The organism is Caldimicrobium thiodismutans (genome assembly GCF_001548275.1).
GTDB lineage: Bacteria > Desulfobacterota > Thermodesulfobacteria > Thermodesulfobacteriales > Thermodesulfobacteriaceae > Caldimicrobium > Caldimicrobium thiodismutans.
The window spans coordinates 1473852-1495018 of the sequence record NZ_AP014945.1 but is presented as its reverse complement, the minus strand read 5'-3'; the positions used below and the strand labels follow the sequence as shown (position 1 = coordinate 1495018).

20 protein-coding genes are annotated in these 21167 nt (G+C 38.0%); 14 read left to right on the top strand and 6 right to left on the bottom strand.

Annotated elements, in window-relative coordinates:
- Positions 1-65: 65 nt before the first annotated feature.
- Both THC_RS07465 and THC_RS07460 read left to right on the top strand, forming a co-directional pair.
- Entirely contained in the window at positions 66-1946 is a 1881-nt protein-coding gene (locus THC_RS07465) for a c-type heme family protein (protein ID WP_068515553.1), read from the top strand.
- 9 nt (positions 1947-1955) lie between these two features.
- Positions 1956-3305, top strand: coding sequence for a sigma-54-dependent transcriptional regulator (locus THC_RS07460; protein WP_068515551.1), 1350 nt, complete (start codon positions 1956-1958; stop codon positions 3303-3305).
- On the opposite strand, the gene THC_RS07455 is transcribed toward THC_RS07460, so the two are convergent.
- Together THC_RS07455 and THC_RS07450 are read right to left on the bottom strand one after the other, a co-directional pair.
- A complete protein-coding gene (locus THC_RS07455) occupies positions 3299-3961 on the bottom strand; it encodes a formate dehydrogenase subunit gamma (RefSeq protein WP_068515547.1) in 663 nt (220 codons plus the stop codon). The two genes, THC_RS07460 and THC_RS07455, sit on opposite strands and share 7 nt — an antisense overlap.
- 1 nt (position 3962) lies before the next feature.
- Positions 3963-4928, bottom strand: coding sequence for a 4Fe-4S dicluster domain-containing protein (locus THC_RS07450; protein ID WP_068515541.1), 966 nt, complete (start codon positions 4926-4928; stop codon positions 3963-3965).
- A gap of 285 nt (positions 4929-5213) precedes the next feature.
- Between THC_RS07450 and THC_RS07445 the strand changes: the two genes are divergently transcribed.
- Together THC_RS07445 and THC_RS09500 are read left to right on the top strand one after the other, a co-directional pair.
- On the top strand, positions 5214-6962 hold the full coding sequence (locus tag THC_RS07445; protein ID WP_068515538.1) for a putative sulfate exporter family transporter: 1749 nt from the start codon (positions 5214-5216) through the stop codon (positions 6960-6962).
- 18 nt (positions 6963-6980) lie between these two features.
- Positions 6981-7154 (top strand): hypothetical protein, encoded by a 174-nt coding sequence (locus THC_RS09500; protein ID WP_167344336.1) that lies wholly within the window; start codon positions 6981-6983, stop codon positions 7152-7154.
- A gap of 296 nt (positions 7155-7450) precedes the next feature.
- Here the strand turns inward: THC_RS09500 and THC_RS07440 are convergent, their stop codons facing one another.
- Both THC_RS07440 and THC_RS07435 read right to left on the bottom strand, forming a co-directional pair.
- Positions 7451-8131, bottom strand: a complete 681-nt coding sequence (locus tag THC_RS07440; protein WP_068515535.1) for an MjaI family restriction endonuclease — start codon at positions 8129-8131, stop codon at positions 7451-7453.
- Positions 8094-9371 carry a DNA methyltransferase gene (locus tag THC_RS07435; RefSeq protein WP_068515532.1) on the bottom strand — a complete coding sequence of 426 codons (1278 nt, stop codon included), beginning with the start codon at positions 9369-9371 and terminating at the stop codon, positions 8094-8096. The genes THC_RS07440 and THC_RS07435 overlap by 38 nt, the downstream gene beginning before the upstream one ends.
- Before the next feature lie 367 nt (positions 9372-9738).
- On the opposite strand from THC_RS07435, the gene dnaX reads away from it, so the two are divergent.
- The 5 genes from dnaX to dprA are packed head-to-tail and all read left to right on the top strand — an operon-like array spanning position 9739 to position 13804.
- Positions 9739-11229, top strand: coding sequence for a DNA polymerase III subunit gamma/tau (gene dnaX, locus THC_RS07430; protein ID WP_068515530.1), 1491 nt, complete (start codon positions 9739-9741; stop codon positions 11227-11229).
- A 4-nt stretch (positions 11230-11233) separates the two neighbouring features.
- A complete protein-coding gene (locus THC_RS07425) occupies positions 11234-11569 on the top strand; it encodes a YbaB/EbfC family nucleoid-associated protein (protein WP_068515527.1) in 336 nt (111 codons plus the stop codon).
- A gap of 1 nt (position 11570) precedes the next feature.
- The gene (recR, locus tag THC_RS07420) at positions 11571-12179 is read left to right on the top strand and encodes a recombination mediator RecR (protein WP_068515524.1); all 609 of its coding nucleotides are present in this window, start codon (positions 11571-11573) and stop codon (positions 12177-12179) included.
- Positions 12180-12185: 6 nt separating this feature from the next.
- Positions 12186-12779, top strand: a complete 594-nt coding sequence (locus THC_RS07415) for a hypothetical protein (RefSeq protein ID WP_068515521.1) — start codon at positions 12186-12188, stop codon at positions 12777-12779.
- Positions 12779-13804: a DNA-processing protein DprA gene (gene dprA / locus THC_RS07410; protein ID WP_068515519.1), complete on the top strand. Its 1026-nt coding sequence runs from the start codon at positions 12779-12781 to the stop codon at positions 13802-13804. Before THC_RS07415 ends, dprA begins: the two co-directional genes overlap by 1 nt.
- Here the strand turns inward: dprA and THC_RS07405 are convergent.
- Positions 13767-15020: a class II fructose-bisphosphate aldolase gene (locus THC_RS07405; RefSeq protein WP_068515516.1), complete on the bottom strand. Its 1254-nt coding sequence runs from the start codon at positions 15018-15020 to the stop codon at positions 13767-13769. The two genes, dprA and THC_RS07405, sit on opposite strands and share 38 nt — an antisense overlap.
- 545 nt (positions 15021-15565) lie before the next feature.
- Between THC_RS07405 and THC_RS07395 the strand changes: the two genes are divergently transcribed.
- Positions 15566-16561: a CofH family radical SAM protein gene (locus THC_RS07395; protein WP_068515508.1), complete on the top strand. Its 996-nt coding sequence runs from the start codon at positions 15566-15568 to the stop codon at positions 16559-16561.
- 21 nt (positions 16562-16582) lie between these two features.
- On the top strand, positions 16583-17929 hold the full coding sequence (mtaB, locus tag THC_RS07390; RefSeq protein ID WP_068515505.1) for a tRNA (N(6)-L-threonylcarbamoyladenosine(37)-C(2))-methylthiotransferase MtaB: 1347 nt from the start codon (positions 16583-16585) through the stop codon (positions 17927-17929).
- Here the strand turns inward: mtaB and THC_RS07385 are convergent.
- Positions 17864-18418 (bottom strand): CDP-alcohol phosphatidyltransferase family protein, encoded by a 555-nt coding sequence (locus THC_RS07385; protein WP_068515500.1) that lies wholly within the window; start codon positions 18416-18418, stop codon positions 17864-17866. The two genes, mtaB and THC_RS07385, sit on opposite strands and share 66 nt — an antisense overlap.
- Before the next feature lie 389 nt (positions 18419-18807).
- On the opposite strand from THC_RS07385, the gene zapB reads away from it, so the two are divergent.
- The 3 genes from zapB to rny all read left to right on the top strand — a co-directional run bounded on the left by zapB (position 18808) and on the right by rny (position 21167).
- A complete protein-coding gene (gene zapB, locus THC_RS07380; RefSeq protein ID WP_167344335.1) occupies positions 18808-19026 on the top strand; it encodes a cell division protein ZapB in 219 nt (72 codons plus the stop codon).
- 2 nt (positions 19027-19028) lie between these two features.
- Positions 19029-19325 carry a cell division protein ZapA gene (locus THC_RS07375; protein ID WP_068515494.1) on the top strand — a complete coding sequence of 99 codons (297 nt, stop codon included), beginning with the start codon at positions 19029-19031 and terminating at the stop codon, positions 19323-19325.
- Positions 19326-19538: 213 nt separating this feature from the next.
- Positions 19539-21167 (top strand): ribonuclease Y, encoded by a 1629-nt coding sequence (rny, locus tag THC_RS07370; protein WP_068515492.1) that lies wholly within the window; start codon positions 19539-19541, stop codon positions 21165-21167.

Genomic DNA, 21167 nt, shown 5'->3' with positions numbered 1-21167 from the left:
ACCTCCTAAACTCATATATTGAAATTAAATATAAACAATCTTTTTCAGATGTAAAGAGGACCATTATGTTTAAAAAACTATCCCTTTCCACAAGGTTCCTCTTAATCCTTCTCTTCATAATTTTTCTCTTTATTGGCTCTTTGACCTTTTTGCTTTACTTTTACCTCAAAGACAGTCTAATTAAATCTTCCTTTGAAAAGATGCAAATGGTTTTAACCCAAATAGATGCTCTGGGAAGATATGTAAAAGACGATTTAAGACCAGTTATGTTAAAAACTCTAAAAGCCCATGGCTATAAAGATGCCTTCATCCTTGAGGCCATGTCAACAACACATGTCCGCAAGCGAGTAATTAGTTATTTTAGGGAAACTTTTCCAGAGGTTGAATTTGAAAGGGTCTCTTTTAATCCTATCAATCCTGAAAATGCCTTTCAGGAGTTTCATAATAACCTTCTTAGTAAGATTACTAAGGATCTCCCTAAAGAGAAATGGCAGGGGCTTTTTAAATGGCAAAAAGAGGAATATGTTGTTATTGTTAAGCCAATTTATGCAGAAAAAACCTGTCTTTTATGCCACGGAGCAATTAATTCTGCACCTCAAAGTCTTGTAAAACTCTATAACCTAAAGAAAGACTTTCCATGGAAAGAAGGCGATCTTATGGGTATAGAACTAATTAAATACCCCATAAGGGAGGCTACCTTAGAGGTCAAAAATTTGGTCTTCTCTCTTTTCATACTGAGTCTTATTTCAGCAGTTTTTTTTCTTTTAACCCTGGAGGGGGTTTTTTATACCCTAATTTTAAAACCCTTAAAAAGAATGAATGAGCACTTTAAAGCTATAAAGGGTCGCCAGATTCAACTTAATACTAAGCTTAGCCTTCAAAGGACTGATGAAATAGGTGAATTAATTGAGTCCTTTAACGAGCTTTCGCATCACCTTTATTTTTCTCAAAGGGCCTTACAGGAAAATTTAAAAACCTTAGAGACCCTTTTTGAAAGTATAACCTACCCCATTGTCTTACTTAATAAAGATTGTCAACCAGAAATCTTCAATCAGGCCTTTCTGGAAAGTCCTTATAAAAAGTGTCAGCGGGAGCTCCTCAATCGGGTCTTTAGTGAAAAAAAAGAATTTAAAGAGATTATAGAGGACGGAGAAGGTAGAATCTTTGAGATCTCCTTCTACCCTGTATTTAATCAGGAAAGAGAGGTCATAAAAGTTGTCCAGACGCTTGCAGATATAACAGAAAAAAAGAAAATGGAAGAAAGATTTATTCTTACAGAGAAAATGGCAGCTATAGGCCAGCTCTCGGCTGGACTTGCCCATGAAATCAATAATCCTTTATCTGGAATACTTTTGATGCTTAACCAGTTAAAAAAGGGGAATTTAAGAGTAGAAGACAGGAATCTCTATTTAAATCTCATAGAGCAAGGTCTCCTTAAAATTCAGAGGCTTCTCAGAGATCTCCTAAATTTTTCGAGAGTTACCGAACTAAATCCCGAAAAGTCCTCTATTAACACTTTACTTGAAAATCTATTAGAATTAAGCTCATACCTTCTGGAAAAGTATCAAATCAAGGTAATCAAATCTCTTGACCCAGAGCTTCCTGAGATTATTATTGACAAAGAAAAAATGGAACAGGTTTTTCTCAATATACTTTTAAATGCCCTTCAAGCTATGGAAAATTCCCAGGAAAGGGTTTTAACAATCAGGACCTTCAAGCAGGATAACCACATATTAATCTCCTTTGAGGATACCGGGCCTGGAATTCCTAAGGAAATTGCCTCCAGAATCTTTGAACCATTTTTTACAACTAAACCTCCTGGCAAAGGCACAGGCCTTGGCCTGGCAGTAAGCCTTGCTATTGTAGAAAAACATGGAGGAAAAATATATCTTGAGGAAAGAGCTAAAGGTGCTAATTTTATAATTGAACTTCCAATAGTAAATTAGAGTTCTTTTATGGACAAAATCCGCATACTGGTTATTGATGATGAGATTCTTATAAGAACCGCTCTACAGGGTATTCTAACATCTCATGGTTTTGAGGTTAGAGTATGCGAGACAGGCCTCAAGGCCTTAACACTTTTGGCTAAAGAGTTTTTTGATGTTGTCCTTTTAGATTTAAAACTTCCGGATTATGATGGTCTTGAACTGCTTAAAGAAATAAAAGCCCTCACTCCTGATACTGGTGTAATCATTATTACTGCCTATGCAGAAGTAAAATCAGCGGTCCAGGCTATTAAGGATGGAGCCTTTGATTATTTAGCCAAACCCTTTCAAGAAGAAGAGCTCCTTATTGCCTTAGAAAAGTTTTTTAAATTTAAACGCCTGGAAAGAGAATTAGAACTCCTTAAAGAAAGAATCCCCGCTGAAAAATTGACAGTGGAACTAATTGGAGAAAGTAAAATTATAAAGGAATTGAAACAAAAAATTGAAATAATTGCCAGATCTGATGTTCCTGCCTTAATTTATGGAGAATCAGGCACAGGTAAAGAACTTGTGGCTGATCTCATTCATAAACTCTCTTCCCGCAGAGATGGGCCATATATTAAAATTAACTGCACCGCCATTCCTGATACCCTTTTTGAGGCAGAGCTCTTTGGTTTTGATAAAGGAGCCTTTACTGGAGCAACAGAATCTAAAAAAGGAAAACTGGAATTAGCCAACGGAGGAACCATACTTTTAGACGAAATAGGGGACCTACCCTTAAATATCCAGCCCAAACTCCTGAGAGTCCTTGAAACCAATTCCTTTTATCCCCTTGGCTCAAAAAGGGAGGTCAAAGTAAATACCCGATATCTTTTTACCACCAATAGAGACCTTAAAAAATTAGTAGAAGAAGGGAAATTCAGAGATGATCTTTATTATCGCCTAAATGTTATACCCCTCAAAATCCCTCCATTGCGGGAAAGAAAGGAAGATATTCCATCCCTTATCAGATACTTTCTCAATTATTTTGCTCAAAAACATGGTAGACCCATACCTCAGATTTCACAAGAGGCTTATATGTTTTTTTTAAGTTATGATTATCCAGGTAATGTGCGAGAACTAAAGCATTTGATAGAACGAGCAATCCTTCTCTCCCAAAACAATCTTATTACCCTGCATGATCTACCTGAAGAGCTTTTACCAAAAAATAGAGAGATCCACCCTGCACATGATTACAAAAGGTGTAGGGCCCTACTTGAAAGAGAAATCATACTCCAAACCTTAAAAGAATGTAAAGGAAAAAAGAGCGAAGCTGCCAGAAGGCTTGGTATCTCCAGAAAGACCCTCTGGCAGAAACTCAAAAATTTTGAATCTCACTGAAGTTTTCTTCTAATCCTTTCATACCAAAGAGAATGTCTGTGCTTAACATACTCTTCATCTACATAGCCTGTAAGCATGGCTTTGAAAAGGGGCCAGTTAGATTTTACTGCAAAAACAAAAAAGATATGGATGAAAAAGAGCAATATAAATAATCCTCCTGAAATTGTATGAAGAAGATTCATGGTTGACTCAAGCTTTGGACCTAAATAAATCCACTCCAGATTTTTCAAAACTTTTATTATTCCAGTTATGAGAACTACAAGAGTAATGATACCTATACCCACATAAGCCCATCTCTGTTCAGGAAGCCACTTATCTGAAGGAGGTTCCTTGCTAAGTCCAAAGGAAGCAAGGATCATCTTAAAAGAGGCCACAAGGTCTCCTTTTTTTGGTAAAAGCCCAAAATCTTTTCTTAGAGCATGATAAAAGAGGTGAAAAACTACAGCAAAGACAAAAAAAATTGCAAAGATGTAATGCAATTTGGTAATGGTGTAAAAATTTGCGGTCCATGCAAAACCTGGAATCTCTGTTATGTAATATCTTTTAAAGAGAGGTAAGCACCCAAGCCCTGTAAAAATGAGCATAATTCCTGAAAGTGCAACCACCCAATGTTCTAAGCGAATAATAGCACCATAGCGCTTTATTTTTTTACCCATCTTAAACCACCTCCTCATCCTTTTTCTTAGAGATGTAGGCACCAGCAATGCCTGTTAATGCCCCTAAAACAGAAGCAGCAAGAACCACTTTACCCCAGGGATTAATATCCTCTTTGTAAAGATTCTTAACTGTTACCGGCATCTGAAATCTCGCTTTCATTTCCTTTAATTTTGCCTCTATCTTTTCAAAAGGAATAGCTGAGAGATAAAAAGTTGAGGTCCCACCATTTTGAATATCGCCATAAATATATAAATCCTCCTTTTCCGCTCTATTTTTGACCTCAGCATAAATTACATCTCTTGGCCCAAATTTATAAACAGCTCTGTCCTTAAGCCTCTCTCTGCAGGCTACCACACAGGCAGGTTCCTCCCCTCTTTTAATTCTACTATCACAAAGATCACATTTATACATCACTCCTCCACCTGCAAATTTAGGCATAAGCTTAAGATAAATCCCAACCCCTGCTTGTCTCTGTGGAATGTGCCAAGGACAAATATCTCTGCACTTTGCTCCCCCAAAACATATGGAGTGATCTATAATAGTATTCCCCTCTGGCTGTTTTGATAAAGCCCCAAAGGGACATCCTTTAACACAGGGAGGAGTATCACAATGCATACACCTTCTTGGAATATAAAGGGTCTTTCCATCAACCTCAACTTTTTGAATAAAGAGCCAGTTATAGGGAGTAAGGGTATCAATCTTTTCCCTTTTGTCAGACCAGTCCTCATAGGTCTTTCTTGGCCAGTAAGGCATTATGGGCTTTTGTGGTTCAGGGAAACGATGCTTATTTTCCTCCCTACAGGCCTTAACACACCTTGGAATGGGCTCATCCTTACAGCCATCACATCTGGTAAGATCAATAAGGGTTGCAAATTTACCCTGATAGGCCAAACTTTTTTTAGGAGCAATGGTAAGAGCGGTAATCCCTGCAAGAACTTTAAAAAACTGCCTTCTATTTAAGTCCATAGATAGCACCTCCCAAAATTCTATATAAAATTTTAAATCATTTAGTAAATTTGTCAAGAATTTTTGTTACCTTTAGGTAACATCTCAATTCTAATTTATTTCTGATCGGTTACATAAATGACATGGAATCTTTGATTTTATTTAAGTTTTATTTTGGCATAGTTCTTGAGATTAAACTTTAATAAATCCTCTCAAAGGAGGTGAGAGCTATGCGTGGAAAGGGTTGAAGTAGTTTTTTCCAGAGGGTTTATGCCATAAAAATTCTTTATTGCAGGAGGTGAGGATATGGCTGAAGAGGCCAAAAAGGGAGTTTTAAATGAAGACTGGTTAGCTTTTTGGTTAGCTATTATTTTATTTTTAGTTTCTTTACTTGCTTATAAAGGAATTGACCCCTTCGGATGGGTGATAAGCACTAACGAGTGGATTCAGATTGAAAAGGCTTTAGGCCCTGTAGGGAAAAAATATCAGGGAATCAAAGGTGAAATCACCAAAATTGAAGGTAACAAACTTACCATTAAAACCAAGGATGGAAAGGAACAGACTGTAACCGTTGATGATCCAACTAAGTATCAAGTGGGTCAGACCTATGAGAAAAAGGGACTTTCTGGTTTTGCCTCTTTAGTTCTTACTTATATCTTTTTAACGATAATTCTTGCTATTGGAGCCTATCTCCTCGGGGCTAATGTAGGAAAATTTGTGGTTGGATTTTTCTTTATTTTCTGGTTGAGCTATATCTGCTGGTTGATTGGTCATTATGCCTATTTTGCAGCCACTGATCCTAAGAAATTTAACATTCCCTGGGCTTTAAAATTGACAGGAGAGGGAGGTTTTATTTTTGCTCTTGCCCTTGGGCTTATAATTGGAAACTTCTTCAGACCCTTTGCCCAATTTTTGGAAGAAGCCTGCAGGCCTGAATTTTATATCAAGACAGCTATTGGTCTTATGGGTGCTCTTCTTGGCTTAAAGTCTGCAGAGGCCTTTGGACTTGCTTCAGCAATATTTTTTAGAGGACTTTGTGCTATAGTTGAAGCCTATCTAATCTACTGGGCTCTTGTCTATTTCATTGCCAGACGCTATTTCAAATTCAGTAAAGAGTGGGCTGCTCCTTTAGCAGCAGGTATTTCCATTTGTGGAGTTTCAGCGGCAATTGCTGCAGGAGGCGCTATAAGAGCAAGACCTGTGGTTCCCATTATGGTTGCCTCTCTTGTGGTAATCTTTGCGGTCATGGAGCTTGTTATTTTGCCTTTTCTGGCTCAGATATTCCTCTGGAAAGAGCCTATGGTTGCTGGTGCCTGGATGGGGCTTGCAGTAAAAACTGATGGAGCTGCCTTTGCTTCTGGAGCTATAACTGATGCCCTTATAAGGGCTAAGGCTGAGGCTGTGGCTGGTATCAAATATGAAGAAGGCTGGATTCTTATGGCTGCTGCAACTACAAAACTTTTTATTGATATCTTTATTAGTATCTGGGCCTTTTTATTAGCTTATATCTGGTGTGCTTTTGTTGAATGCAAACCTGGAGAAAGAGTTAGCCTTGGTGAAATCTGGAAAAGATTTCCTAAGTTTGTTCTTGCCTATTTTGTTGGATTTCTTGTGGTGCTGATAATTTCTGCTCCCCATGCCCCCAAGGTTAAATCTGTTGAAGATCAAATAAAATTAATAGAAAAGGATGCCAAAAAAATTGAGGCTCAGCTTGCTACTACTCAGGATGCAGCCATTCAAGAGCAACTTAAAGCCAAATTAAATGAGTTAAAAGCTCAGATTAAGGCTAAAAAAGAAGAAATTAAAGATTCTAAAAAGGTAGTTGATCAGACTAAAACTGCTACTGCTGGCACAAATGCCTTAAGGGTTCTCTTCTTCTTAATCACCTTCTTCACCATCGGGGTCATTTCAGACTTTAGAAAACTCTGGGCAGAAGGTCTCGGCAAACTTGCAGTGGTCTATGTGGTCTGTCTCTTTGGTTTTATCATCTGGATTGGACTTTTGATTTCCTGGATTTTCTTCCACGGTGTAAAGCCACCCATGGTAGGTCAATAAGTAAGTAGGAGGTGAAACATGGCTGAAGAGGTAAGAACTGAACAAATTGCAGAGGAACTTGAAAAGATGCAGTATGATCCCTGGCTACCTTTTGAAAGCAAATTAGTTTGGGGTTGTATTGGTCTTGGCATAATTTTATTATTAGTCCTTGTCTGGATAAGTTACACCTTCTTCCCTTCCTCTCACGGCTAATCTTTTCTTAGCCCTGTCTCCTGCCCCCCTCCGGGAGACAGGGCTTCATCTCACATCCTTACAAGGAATAAAATAAAACTAAAAGGAGATTAAATTCTAATCAAGATATAAAATATTTCTATCCTTATCCTCTATTTTCTTCTATTACACTCAGTTACTACCATAATTAAAAATTACAAAGGCAACATTATTTACATCTCATTTAACTTTTCCGCTTGTTTTTTTGATCAGTTACACGAATTGACCTTGTTATTTATAACTTTGATTATGTTGAAAAAATAGCTTCTTTATGGAATTTATGCGGTTAATTCATATAATTTTTCTAATCTTTGAACTTCTTTTTTCATTTCATTTACAATATCCTTATTAAAAATCTTTTTATTTTTACCTTCCTTTATAGAGAAAATAACAAATACTTTACCTCCAAATTTTCCCTCAAATTTTTTGTGACTTTTGCTCAACCACTCTTTCCATTTGTAAATTTCTGGTGTTTGTTCATAAGTTATAGGTTTTATTTGTAAGCCTATATATTTTTCCCCTACCTGAATGTAAAAATCAACATTATAAAGTCTATCCCACTCGTCTGGAGCTGGTTTTATCTCTATACCTAAATCTTTTTGTAATTTCCCATATATTGTTTTTATTTCTGTTTGATATCCATCATAAGTCCTGTCAATTACAAGGTTATAGATATATTCAATACAATCTTCTTCTGTCACTTCTTCGATTTCCGCTTGAATAACTTCCGTGATTTTTATATACAGTTTCTTCCCTAAATGGTCAATATATTCCTTCGGAGATAAAGAAATACCCTTACTTTTAAGAAAATCAGCGAGCTTATTAAAATAATATTTTTCCCAGTCTTCAATTTTCTTAGGACTACACTCACGAATCCATTTAGAAACCGGTCCTACACTATCTTTTTTGTTCAGCCCCCATCTATTTGTTGCCATATTCAAAATCCATTCCTTTGCCATCTTTTACCTCCTTTTCTAACTCAATAAACTTTGTTTTATATCTATACTCTTTTGTCTTATCAGCAACAGCAAGTCCAGATTTAATCAGATAAGCGTTCACGAAAATTTTATTTTTTAAATAAACATAAGCCCAAACTGTATTTTCATTTAAAACAGAATCTTTATCAAATTTTAAATAAACATCTTTTCCTTTAACTCTATCATTTAGATATTCCAGCACCTGTTGCTTTTTGATGACTTCTACTCCTAAAAGCTTAATAATTAAACCTGTATTTAATTTAATAGTATAAGTATCTATAACATCAACCACTTTGTAGAGTTTATCGCCATTAAAGTTAAACTTCTTTTGGTCTAATTTTGGCTCTGCAGGTTTAATTCTCGGAATATAAGAAATCTCTTCAACTTCTACTGGAATTTCCCGTTTTATTATTTGAATGTTTTCACTAAACTTTAACATGCTTTGTTTTATTCCGAGTTTCTCTTTTATAATGTCTAAAAATTTTTCATTAATTTCATATCCTATTGCGTTTCTGTTTAAATTCAAAGCAGATTTTATAGTAGTTCCGCTTCCTAAGAAAGGATCAAGAACAACATCACCAACAAATGAATACATTCTTATTAGTCTTTTTGGTAATTCTTCTGGAAACATGGCTTCGTGCTGAATTTGTTTTGCTCCTCCAAAGTTCCAGTGTCCATAGAAGTATTCTTTCCATTCTTCCTTTGTTAATCTTGATTTTTCTTTAATTTCTTGTGATACTTTTTCAGTCTTTCCAGCTTTTCTAAAGATTAGGATGAATTCATAATCAATTTCAATCATTCCATTAGGTGGATATGGATATGAACCCATTACATTTGCTCCTCCCGTTGTATTCATAGTGGTTTTTTTCTGCCATATTATTGAACCCATATAGTCAAACCCTATATCTTCGCATTGAGATATAACTTCAGCATGAAGTGGAATAATTTTATATTGACCATAAATTATAGACCTTGCAAATTGATCACCTATATTTATACATAATCTTCTTCCTGGTTTAAGAACCCGATAACACTCTTTCCAAATCCTGTATAAATCTTTCAAATACTCATGAAGGCTTTGCCCGTATCCTATCTGACCTTTAACTCCATAATCTTTTATATGCCAGTAAGGTGGAGATGTGATAATTAAATCTACACTGCTCTCTTTGACTTCTATCATTTTTCTGCTGTCGCCAATTATAATTTTAGCCCAGTTCATCATTGCCCCACCTTACAGTAAGATCCTTTTTGCCAATTGTCTTAGCCTCAATTCCTTCAAAATCAGTCCTGCCATTATGGTTTTTCCTGCACCCGGATTATCTGCAATCAAAAATCTTATACAGGGCAGTCTGAGAGCATCACCATAAACAGACTCTACATACCTTAATCCCCTTTATCACCCTTTAAATGAAAAAATAGTAAATCTCTTTTTTTATTTTACCAACATAGAGGCTTGCTGTCTATATAAATGTAAGCCTCCATATTTTTAAGCTTTAAATCTTTCCCCTTAAAATCCTCTTGAGTCTCAAGAGATATGGACGCATAAATCACCTTGTCTTTTCCTGAAGGCACATTAAAATAAAATCTTAATGAGTTATCTGGTTTTAGCAAGAAAATATCGTCCCAGAAGATTTTCAGAGGTTGTGGGGCAATCCCATGTAGTAAAAACCTTAAGGAATGCCCTAAGGCTTGGGAAACTTACTCATGCCCTTCTCTTTTCAGGAATTAAAGGAACTGGTAAAACAACCATTGCAAGAATTGTAGCTAAAGCCTTAAATTGTCTCAATCTTCAAGATGGGTTTGAACCCTGTAATGAGTGTCTGAATTGTCAGGAAATAAACAAAGGTATCTTTGTAGATGTCCTTGAGATAGATGCGGCCTCAAATCGTGGTATTGATCAAGTAAGGGAGCTTATTGAAACTCTAAAGTATGCTCCAGCCAGAGGAAGGGCTAAGGTTTACATCATAGATGAAGCCCACATGTTAACTAAAGAGGCAGCCAATGCCCTTCTTAAATCTTTAGAAGAACCCCCTTCCCATGTTTATTTTATACTTGCAACCACAGAACCAAACAGACTTCCTCCAACTATTCTCTCAAGGTGTCAAAGATATGACTTTAGAAGACTTGATTTAAGGACCATGGTTCAGTTTCTAAAGAGTATATCTGAGCGGGAGTCCTATGCCATAGAGTCCTCTGCTTTAGAACTTATTGCCAAAGAGGCTCAAGGAAGTATGAGGGATGCCCTTTCTCTTCTTGATCAAGCTATGGCTTACGGGGTTGCAACCAAGGAAGAACTTATTACAGCCCTTGGCTGGCATGAAGAGGCCTTAGTTGAGGAAATAGCTCAGATTCTTTTAGAAAAAGATCTCCGGAAGGCCTTAACTCTCAGTCAAAACCTTTTTGAACGGGGACTTGATCTTATTTATCTCACTGAAAAGCTTACTGAATTTTTCAGAGCCCTCTTCTTAGCCAAAGCCCTACCTGAAGAAAGCTCTTTAAATCTTCAAAATCCCAGATTAAGGGAACTTCTTGTTATTACTTCCCAGGAAGACCTCTTACTTATCCTCCATACCTTACTCAGAGACCTTGAAATTCTCAAGGGCACTCCCTATCCTCAACTACAATTTGAGCTCACCTTAGCGAAGATTTGTGAACATGGTAAACTCATCCCTCTACAGGAAATTCTTAAAAAACTTGAAGATCTTTCCAAAAACGCTGAAGGACTTCTTATACCTCAAAACTTAAGCCCTATAGAATCTGAGAAAAGCTGGGCTTCCTTCTTAGAGACCTTAAAAATAGAGTCTCCCCCTCCTTATAGTCTCCTTTCAGGGTTACCTGAACCCGAAATAAAGGCAAAGGAAATTAACCTTTCTCTTAAGGCTAATAAAGACTTTCTTAAGTCAACCTATATGCCTCTTCTCAAAGAAAAGGTTGAAAGTTATTTTGGAAAAAAGCTCAATCTAATCTTTGAAACCCCTAAAAGGGCAACCATAGAGGAGGTTAAGGATAGACCTGAGGTTAAGCTTATTGCCCAGAGCTTTTCAGCTAAAATTATAAACATACAACCCCTAAAGGAGTAGAGCTATGCAATTACCCAAGGAGCTTCAAAAACTTTTTAAAGAAGTCCAGCGGATGCAAAAGAAAATGGAGGAAACTACCAAAGCCCTTGAAGAGAAAACAGTTACAGTCCAGGTAGGGGGTGGAATGGTAAAGGTTACTGCCAATGGTCGGCAGGAAATCCTTGCGATTGAGGTGGAAGAGGAGCTTTTAAAACCTGAAGAGCGGGAGATGCTTCAAGATTTAATTGTGGCAGGAGTGAATGAGGCCTTAAAGAAGGTAAAGGTCATGATGGAAGAGGAAATGGCTAAAATAACAGGAGGCCTGGCCCTGCCTCCGGGTTTTAAACTACCTGGCTTTTAAAATGCAAAACCACTATCCACCCACTCTAAAAAAACTTATTTCTGCTCTTAGTAGTCTCCCTGGAATTGGTGAAAAAAGCGCAAGCAGGCTTTCCCTTTTCTTACTCTCCAAACCAGGGCTTTGCGAATTTCTGGGGGATCTAATTAAAGAACTTCCCTTTAGAGTGAGGCTCTGTAAATTCTGCCGTAATCTTTCAGAGGAAGAGGTCTGTGGGATTTGCAAAGATAAAACCCGAGAAAGGGAGCTACTTTGTATTGTGGAAAATCCTGTCAATCTTCTTCATCTTGAAAGTATTGGAATTTATAAGGGATATTATTATGTCTTACACTATCTCCTTTCCCCTAAGGAAGGCTTTGGACCAAAGGAGCTTGGTTTAGATAGCCTTCTGCACCTTATTCAGGAGCGCGGGGTAAAAGAAGTTATCTTAGCTCTCTCTCCAACTCTCTCAGGTGAGGCAACCTCTGCCTATATCGCAGAGATCTTAAAACCCTTTCCCTTGACTATTACCAAGCTTGCCTGTGGAATTCCCATGGGTATGGAGATTCAATTTGCTGATCCTTTAACCCTTAAAAAGGCCTTTCAGGGTAGAGAACATCTGAAAGGAGGATAATATTTCATGGATGAAAGACTCTGTAGAACTCTTGCTTTGGGCTCCTTAGTAAGAGGTTATTTCCATAATTTAAAGGGAACTCTTCAAAATCTCTCCTTACAATTACAGTTACTTTCTATGAAAAGAGAGCAATTTTTATCCTCTCAAGCCCAAACCCATGTGGAAAAGGCCCTGGCTTTTTTGCAGAGGCTTCAGGATCAACTTGAAGTTGCCCTCGGAGATATTAATAATGAAGACAGAGGACCCTGGGATCTACGGGAGATTATGGAAAAGGAGCTTCTCTTCTGGGAAGCCAATCTCTTTTTTAAACATAAAGTAAAAAAGGAACTTCAGGAACTACAAAAGGTGATCCTTTCTATCCCTTTAAATGAATTAAAGGGGATCCTTTGTCTTCTCGGAGAGAAACTCTATCCTGCCTTCTGCGAGGGAGCTTATGTGAAGATCCTTATTGGAGAAATAGAAGGGGGGTTAACCTTTGAAACAGACCTTCCTCTGGATGAAAATTCCCTTGGAGAGATCTCAAATCTTAGCTCCTATTTCACACCTTATGCGGAAATTTCCCTTAGTCCTAATCGGGTAGCTCTTATTTTTAAAAAATAATGGAAGAGAAACTCCTCTTTCTCGGACTCTATCTTAAAGAAAAAGGGGCCTTTAGATGCGTAAAATGGGCAGAGGATTTAAATTTTACGGATAGTCTGCTCAAAGAGAATAAAGAAGACCTTTTAAATTTAAAAAAGCTTGCCCAAAGGGAGATAGAAAGGGCTGAGAAAGAAGGGATTCAGATCCTTTTCCTTGGAGACCAGGCCTTTCCTCAGGAACTTAAGGCAATTCCCTATCCTCCTCTTTTTCTCTATATCAAGGGAGAGATTCCTTCTGCCCCTAAGCTTGCTATAGTTGGTTCAAGAAAGCCTACTCCCTATGGGAAAGAAGTTACAGAAAGATTTGCTGAGGAACTTACATGCGCAGGAATTTGCCTTGTCTCTGGCCTTGCCAGAGGAGTTGATACTATCGTCCATAGAGTATGTGTGGAAAGGGGTGGCAAAACTATAGCTATTCTTGGGTCTGCTTTAGATGTAATCTATCCAGCGGAAAACAGGTCTCTTTACGAGAGAATATGTGCATCTGGAGGGGCAATTCTCTCAGAATTTCCACTGGGCACTAAACCAAAAAGGGAAAACTTTCCCCGAAGGAATAGATTGATCTCTGGTCTCTCAAAGGGAGTTCTTGTAATAGAGGCTGGAGAAAAAAGCGGAACCCTGATTACCGCAAGATGGGCCCAAGAACAAGGTAAAGAGGTCTTTGCAGTCCCAGGTAGTATCTTTTCTGAACAAAGTCAGGGCACTCACTATTTAATCAAAGAGGGAGCTATCCCTGTAACAAGCCCCAAAGAGATCCTTGAGTTCTTTGGACTGGAAAGTTCTACATTTAAAGAAAAAGTTAAAATCCCTTTAAGTGCTGAAGAAGAAAAGGTGCTCTCCTTAATGTCTTCTTATCCTATTCACTTTGAAGAAATTGTCTCACAAACAGGCTACTCGCCACCTCTTCTTCTCCAGATTCTAACTGAACTTGAATTAAAAAATCTTATCCTCAGCTTGCCTGGCAAGTTTTATAAAGCCCTTGGATAATCTCTTGTGTCCCTGTGACTTGTAGAGCCCTGAAAATTTTTTCAAAGAGCCCCTCCATATCTGAAAGGATAGCCTCTTTGGTCTCTGAGGGGAGATCCCACCACTCCCTTTTAAAGATTCCAAAACCCTTTTTACGGGTTTTATAAAGAAACTGGGCCTCTGATTGTCCTTCTTTCCATTCCTGTTTCAGATTGGTCTTTAAATAGTTATAGATTTTTTCTCTAAAGTCTTGAGGAAGAGCAGGATGATCGTAAAGGAAGTTTTGAAAACCGGTAGCAAGATGTACCTCCACGCATTCACACTCTGGAAATTTGTAAAAGGCCTCTTCAGGAAGAGTTGAAGCCCCATGCTGAACAGCTCCTGCCAAGCCAAATTCATCTCTTGCAAGACGAGAAAGGGTTTTTAAAACATTAAAATCCAGAGCTACCTCTGCCACACTTCCGTCAGGAAGAACCACCCCACCATGGGCAGTTCCAGTCTGCACACTAATTTTGGATATACCCACTTTTCCTTTAAAAACCCTCTTAAAGCCCTCCATAAAGGCCCTCAGTTCTTCCGGAGTGCTATTATGTCCACCTATCTCCCCTATCTCGCCACCCAGATTTACAGTTATTCCTTCTGGTTCATAGGTTCTTATATATTCTGCAAGTTCAGCTGTAACCTCATAATTAAATCTTTGCTGTTCATCAAGGGTCTCCCTTTCAAGCTCTACCAGGGTTGAGGCATCAATATCAATATTATAAAATTGGGCTGAGAGGGCCTCTTGAATGAGCTTTTTCAGGTTTCCCTTCTCCCTTTCGGGATTGGTAAAAAAAGATTTGCGGTTAAGTTGAAAGTGGTCTCCTTGAATAAAAACCGGGCCCCTATATTCCTCTTTTAAAGCAGCAGAAAGTATTACTGTTGCATATTCAAGGGGATCTTGCCGAGTATAGCCCATTTCTGATTTGGCAATCTCAAAGATAAAGGCCCCAACCCTTAACCTTTTGGCCACTCTGAAGACCCTCTTAGCTACATCATAGGTCATTCCCCTGATATTAAAAGCAGGCACAGTAAAGCCAAGAAATTTTTCAGAAAATTTCTGATAAAGGGGATAAATTGAATATCCTCTATAGCCTTTTTCATTGAGAGTAAGAATTAAATTCTTCAATTTTTGACTTTTTTCTTCTGGAGTTTCCTCAAAAACAGCCTGATAAACTATTTGATCAAGGTTTTCCATACCTACCTCCTGAGGCTTACTTTTTCTATTATCTCTGGTTAAGAATTAAAAGTCAAGAGGGTGTATGCGTCCATATCTTTTGAGACTCTATAGAATTTTTATACTACTTGGTTGTAGGAAAATGAACCTGTATTTTGGAGGGGCAAACCTATGTATTTGCCCTTTTTTGGAAACTCTATGTGTTTGCCTGTTATGTGTTTTTTACATTATTGGGCAGACACGCAAAGGGCTTCCCCTACTCTCACCTTTCACCTCTCCCCTCTCCCCTCTCCCCTCTCCCCTCTCCCCTCTCACTCCTCACTCCTCACTCCTCACTTCTTTTCACCCTTCTTTTTTCTTAAAATGATCAGAACCTATGCAAGGTCAAAGTTGATTTTCCGAAAAACTTGTTTACATTTATAATGTAATCTCTTATTAAAAATTTACCCAGGGGAAGAAAAAAGCTTAACGAAAGAAGGGATAAATATCCATGCTTGAGAAAGGGAACATACGAAATCTTCCGGAGTCCAGAAAATTGTCCTATTTAAATAGTTAGGTCTTTTACAATGTTCTCCCGCAAAGAATTCTTAGAACTCTACACAAAAGGAGATCTCTTTGAGCTTGGACATCTTGCCCAGGAAGCCAAAGAAAAAATTCACGGCAATAAATATTATTACACTATAAATCGCCACATTAATTACACGAATATATGTGTTCTTGATTGTAAGTTTTGTGGTTATCACAAAAAGCTCAAAGAAAAAGGAGCCTATACCCTTAGCATAGAGGAAATCCTTACCACACTTTCACAAGAATACTCCCTTCGAGAGGTTCACATTGTTGGGGGATTAAATCCAGCTTTTCCCTATGATTATTATGTAAATCTCATAAAAGAGGTTAAAAAAGCAAATCCCGGAATCAGAATTAGAGCCTTTACCTGTGTAGAAATAGATTTTCTTAGTAAAATTAGTAAAAAACCTGTTGAAGAGGTTCTTTTAGAACTTAAAGAGGCTGGTTTAAATGCCCTTCCTGGAGGAGGGGCAGAGGTTTTTTCTGAGAGAGTGAGAAAAGCTCTTTATCCAGCTAAGATTTCCCCAGAGCGCTGGATAGAAATTACAAAAATTGCTCATCGTCTTGGTCTCCAAAGTAATGCTACCTTGCTTTTTGGCCATATTGAGACTGAAGAAGAAATAATTGACCATCTCCTTAAACTTAGAGAGATTCAAGAGGAAACTAAAGGGTTTTCTGCCTTTGTTCCCCTCCCTTTTTTACCAGAACACACTAAACTTTCTCACTTAAAAGGACCTTCTGCACAAAAAATACTTAAAACTGTTGCCCTTTCACGCCTCATTCTTGACAATTTTCCCCATATAAAGGCCTACTGGGTTTTTATGGGTATTGGACTTGCCCAGGTTGCTCTCCTCTTTGGGGCAGACCACATCCACGGCACAGTTATTGAAGAAAAAATTAGTGAGGCCATGAAAGGTGAGCCTGTTACCAAACTCCCCCCTGAAGAGATTGAACACCTTATCAGGGAAATTGGTGGAGAACCTGTTTTAATTTGAGTATTTCAGGTCTATTATCCCATGAAGTTCTGGATTAAAACCTTAGGGTGTAAGGTCAATCAGGTAGAAAGTGCCTATATCCATGAGAGATTAAGAAAAACAGGCTTTTACCCTGCCCGATCAGAAGAAGGGGCAGAGCTTTTTATTCTCAATAGCTGTGCAGTAACAGAAAGGGCCTGCCTTGAGGCTAAAAAAATTTTGAAACAATGGAAAAAATTTCAACCTAAGATTGTAATTTTCACAGGCTGTTCTGCTCAGGTTCTGGCTGAAGAGTTTAAAGAGATGGCTAAAAATCTTGAGTTTCCCCATTTTATCATCCTTGGGCAGGACAAAAAATATGAGCCAGAAAAATTTTTAGAATCTACACTTAGGGAAAATCTATCCCTGATGATTCAAGTTGATCCCACCTTTGAGACCTGTTATCCCCTCATTCTTGAGGAATTTTATGGACACTCCCGGGCCTTTGTAAAAATTCAGGACGGCTGTTCAAATTTTTGCAGTTATTGTATAGTTCCTTATAGTCGGGGGCCCTCAAGAAGCATAGGGGAAGAGCATATTTTGAAACAGATAAGGATTTTTTTGGAACAGGGTTATGAAGAAATAGTCTTAACCGGAATCCACCTTGGCATGTGGGGAGAAGACTTAAATCCTAAAAAGAAACTTCCTGAGCTACTCTTTAAAATTGAAGAACTTCTTAAATCCTTTCAAAAGCCTCTGAATCTCAGGCTCTCATCCCTTGAAGTAAATGAAATTAATGAGGATTTTTTAATTTTTGCTCGTCAAAGCCAGTTCCTCTGTCCTCACTTTCACATACCTTTACAGAGTGGTTCTAATGTAATTCTCCAAAAGATGAATCGCAAATATTCAGCTGAAGAATATTTAGAAAAGGTTTGGGCCCTTTACAGTCTTTTTCCCTATGCAACCTTTGGAGCAGATATCTTGATTGGTTTTCCCGGTGAGGGTGAAAGGGAATTTTTTGAGACCTATGCATTAATTGAGAAATCTCCACTTAATTGGCTCCATATTTTTCCCTTTTCTGAAAGACCCGGGACTCCTGCTAAAAATATGTCTTCCAAGGTTTCTACTGAGGAGAAAAAGAAGAGGCTTGAAATCTTACAAAAACTCTCCAGAGAAAAGAGGCTTTCCTTTCTTAAAAAGAATCTCGGAACTGTAAGAAAGGCCATTCTTGAAGAGGAAAAGAAAGGTTCAATCAAGGCACTTACAGATAATTACCTCCAGGTGCTTATTCCAAATAGAAAGGTTTCTGAAGCATCCAGAGGGAAACTTATAAAGGTGAAAATCTTAAGAGTGCGGGATAACCTTCTTGAGGCAGAGCCGCTTGAAGATAAGGAGATAATGAAAACCTGAGGCTGCGGTAAAAAAAATTGTAAGATTAAGAATCTGTTTAATAAACTCGCCTGGTAAATTTTTTAAATAAAGGTCTATATAAAGAACAAGTAAACTTAAAAGCTGAAAGACAGTGGAAGCCTTTCCTAAAAGAGTGGGATTAAGGCCTGTAAGAGGATGTCCTCTTTTAAAAAGATAAAAAGCTCCAAGAAGTATAAAGAGGTCCCGGCCAAAAATCAAGCTAAAAAGGGATAAATCTATTCTATCCATCCAGTAGAGAAGAAAAAAGAGCATATTAATAAAAAGCTTATCAGCTAATGGATCAAGGATTTTTCCTAAGGGGGTTTTTTGCTTAAGGAGCCTGGCAAGATTACCATCAAGGGCATCACTTAAGGCCCCGGTTATCAGAAAAAAATATATCCATGCCGAATCTACCCCTTTAATCCAGAGAAAGGGTATAAGAAATGAAACTATAAATCGGTAAAAGGTGATTAAATTAGGAATCTTCAAAAAGTCTTCTTTAAAAGACATTGCTTTTATTATAAAAGCCTTAGATCAAAAAGAAAAGCCCTTTAGAGTATCTACCCCTGTAATGCCAAGGAACACATAACAGGCATACACATAGTTTTGCCCCTACTTGGATATGGGGATTAGATAAATTTTATTCAAAAATGGGATTGATTTGGGGACAACAATGTAGGTGCAAATAATTATTTACCCCCTACCAGAGGATTTACAATATTTATACAGGGAAGGTTTTGTAATTAATGATAAAGGAAAGGGCAGATTGATCTGCCAAAAGAGGTAGATTTAAGGCTTAAAAGATTTGGATGCATAGAGGGTCTTGCAAAATTTTAAAATGGGATTTTATTAAAATAAAAATTGCAGGAGGCTTTAGGATGGCTTTTCAAGAGGTAAGTGAACTTGAAGCAAAAATAGATAGTCTTATTTCTACGGTAATTCAACTCAGAAAAGAGAGAGAAGAGCTACTAAATAAATTAGAGGACAAAGAAGAGGAAAATAGAAGGCTAAAAGAAGAAATAGATAGGAGGGAGGAGGAAAAGAGGGTTTTAAAGGAGAAAATTGGTGGCCTTATAGAAAAACTTTCGCAAGTTTAAAAATGATGAGCCATGAAGTAACCTTTGAATTTTTGGGTCAATCTTTTACCTTCCGGAGCTCCCTTCCGGAAGAAGAAATAAAGGAGGTTTTAGCTTATTTAGAGGGCAAAAAGCAGGAGGTAGAGACTTTTAAAAAAGTCCCTACTTACAAACTTGCCATCTGGTTACTTATGCAGGTGGCTTATGATTATATAAAAGTGAAGAAGGAAAAAGATGCCCTTGAAAACCTCCTTAAAGGCCAACTTGCTAAGCTTGAAGAATTTTTAGAAAAGGAAGACCTTGGCCTGGGGTGCGCGTGAGCAGAGTATTGACCTGTCAAGCTAACACAAAAAAAATGAGAGGTAAGGTGGTGTTGGGGCTCTTGAGTCTGGAGGAAATAGGGCTAACCAACCCCCTCCTCAAAGATTATAAAACACAGAGCTTTGAGCAGGACCTCTGCCACGGTACTCCGGGGTTCTCTTTTTAAATCCTCTTACCCCTCCCTCCTTTAAAATAAAAATGAGGAGGGGTCTATGTATTACATTCTCGCTTTAATCCTTGGTTTACTTTTTGGCCTTGCCTTAGCAGGTCTATATCTTTATTTACAAAAAAGAAGAGAAAGAGAACTTCGTGTATCAGCTGAAAAAGAAGCTGAAGAAATCCTGAAACATGCCAAAGAAAAGGCTGAGGTAATTCTCCTTTCAGCAGAAGAAAAATCTAAAGAGATAATTCTACGAGGAGAAAAAGAGGCCCTTGATCGCCTCAAAAAAGCAGACGAGGAAATCAAAAGTGAACTCCAAAAGCACAAAAATGAACTTGAAAAAAACTTTCAACAAAAATTAAAGGACCTCAATCAAAAAGAGGAAAGGCTCCTACAAAAGGAAGAACATCTTGCCAGAAAGGAAACAGAATTCACTAAAAGGGAAGAGCTTTTAGAAAAGAAACTATCTGAAATTGAAAATCTTAAAAATCAACTCGAAAACCAGAGAATAGAACTTAAAGAGGCCTTAAACAGAGCTAAAGAGGAACTGGAGCGAATCTCCGGTCTTTCAGAAAAGGAGGCCCGAGAAATCATCCTTAAAAAGATTGAGGAGGAGATGGTAGAGGAAAAAGCCAGGGTTATTATGAAGATTGAAAATGAAATCCGAGAAGAATCCAAAAAGAAGGCGCAGGAAATCATTGCCTATGCAACTGCTAAAGCAGCTATCCCCTTTGTTACTGAAAAAACCGTCTCTGTTGTTCAACTTCCGAGTGAGGAGATGAAAGGAAGGATAATTGGTAGAGAAGGCAGAAACATTCGCACCTTTGAGGCCTTAACCGGAGTTGACCTTTTGATTGATGATACACCAGAGGTGGTTGTCCTCTCCTCGCATGATCCTTATAGAAGAGAAATTGCCAGAATCTCCCTTGAAAGACTTATAGCGGATGGAAGAATTCATCCTACCCGTATTGAAGAGGTGGTCAAACAGGTAGAAGAAGAGATGGAACAGCATCTCCTTGAGGTAGGGGAAAAGACCTGTTTTGAATTGGGAATCTATGGCATTCATCAAGAATTAATCAAACTCTTGGGCAAACTTAAATTCAGAACAAGCTATAGCCAGAATGTCCTGCAGCATTCTATTGAGACTGCCATTATGTGTGCAGCCTTAGCTGGAGAACTTGGTCTTGATCCCAAAAGGGCAAAAAGAGCGGCTCTCTTACATGATATTGGAAAGGCAGCAAGCTATGAACAGGAAGGTCCTCATGCCCTGATAGGAGCTGAGCTTGCCAGAAAATATGGAGAAGATGAAGATATAGTCAATGCCATTGCCTCTCATCACGAAGATATTCCTATTACAACTATTTTGGGAATACTTCTTCAGGTTTCTGACGCCCTTTCTGGGGCAAGACCTGGTGCCAGAAGGGAGCTCCTTGAGGCCTATTTGAAGCGTATTCGAGAACTGGAGAACTTAGCATCCTCTTTTGAAGGTGTGGAAAAGGCCTATGCCATTCAGGCTGGAAGGGAAGTAAGAATTATTGTTGATAGTAGAGTTGTATCCGATGAAAGGGCCTATCTTCTTGCCAAGGAAATAGCTCAGAAGATTGAAAAAGAACTTACCTATCCAGGTATCATTAAGGTAACTGTTATGAGAGAAACCAGGGCCATTGAGTATGCTAAATAG

Bases quoted from the DNA above. Each gene is read 5' to 3' on its own strand.
- THC_RS07465 (WP_068515553.1), top strand. From the start codon at position 66: ATGTTTAAAAAACTATCCCTTTCCACAAGGTTCCTCTTAATCCTTCTC.
- THC_RS07460 (WP_068515551.1), top strand. From the start codon at position 1,956: ATGGACAAAATCCGCATACTGGTTATTGATGATGAGATTCTTATAAGA.
- THC_RS07455 (WP_068515547.1), bottom strand. From the start codon at position 3,961: ATGGGTAAAAAAATAAAGCGCTATGGTGCTATTATTCGCTTAGAACAT.
- THC_RS07450 (WP_068515541.1), bottom strand. From the start codon at position 4,928: ATGGACTTAAATAGAAGGCAGTTTTTTAAAGTTCTTGCAGGGATTACC.
- THC_RS07445 (WP_068515538.1), top strand. From the start codon at position 5,214: ATGGCTGAAGAGGCCAAAAAGGGAGTTTTAAATGAAGACTGGTTAGCT.
- THC_RS09500 (WP_167344336.1), top strand. From the start codon at position 6,981: ATGGCTGAAGAGGTAAGAACTGAACAAATTGCAGAGGAACTTGAAAAG.
- THC_RS07440 (WP_068515535.1), bottom strand. From the start codon at position 8,131: ATGGCAAAGGAATGGATTTTGAATATGGCAACAAATAGATGGGGGCTG.
- THC_RS07435 (WP_068515532.1), bottom strand. From the start codon at position 9,371: ATGATGAACTGGGCTAAAATTATAATTGGCGACAGCAGAAAAATGATA.
- dnaX (WP_068515530.1), top strand. From the start codon at position 9,739: ATGAGTTATCTGGTTTTAGCAAGAAAATATCGTCCCAGAAGATTTTCA.
- THC_RS07425 (WP_068515527.1), top strand. From the start codon at position 11,234: ATGCAATTACCCAAGGAGCTTCAAAAACTTTTTAAAGAAGTCCAGCGG.
- recR (WP_068515524.1), top strand. From the start codon at position 11,571: ATGCAAAACCACTATCCACCCACTCTAAAAAAACTTATTTCTGCTCTT.
- THC_RS07415 (WP_068515521.1), top strand. From the start codon at position 12,186: ATGGATGAAAGACTCTGTAGAACTCTTGCTTTGGGCTCCTTAGTAAGA.
- dprA (WP_068515519.1), top strand. From the start codon at position 12,779: ATGGAAGAGAAACTCCTCTTTCTCGGACTCTATCTTAAAGAAAAAGGG.
- THC_RS07405 (WP_068515516.1), bottom strand. From the start codon at position 15,020: ATGGAAAACCTTGATCAAATAGTTTATCAGGCTGTTTTTGAGGAAACT.
- THC_RS07395 (WP_068515508.1), top strand. From the start codon at position 15,566: ATGTTCTCCCGCAAAGAATTCTTAGAACTCTACACAAAAGGAGATCTC.
- mtaB (WP_068515505.1), top strand. From the start codon at position 16,583: ATGAAGTTCTGGATTAAAACCTTAGGGTGTAAGGTCAATCAGGTAGAA.
- zapB (WP_167344335.1), top strand. From the start codon at position 18,808: ATGGCTTTTCAAGAGGTAAGTGAACTTGAAGCAAAAATAGATAGTCTT.
- THC_RS07375 (WP_068515494.1), top strand. From the start codon at position 19,029: ATGATGAGCCATGAAGTAACCTTTGAATTTTTGGGTCAATCTTTTACC.
- rny (WP_068515492.1), top strand. From the start codon at position 19,539: ATGTATTACATTCTCGCTTTAATCCTTGGTTTACTTTTTGGCCTTGCC.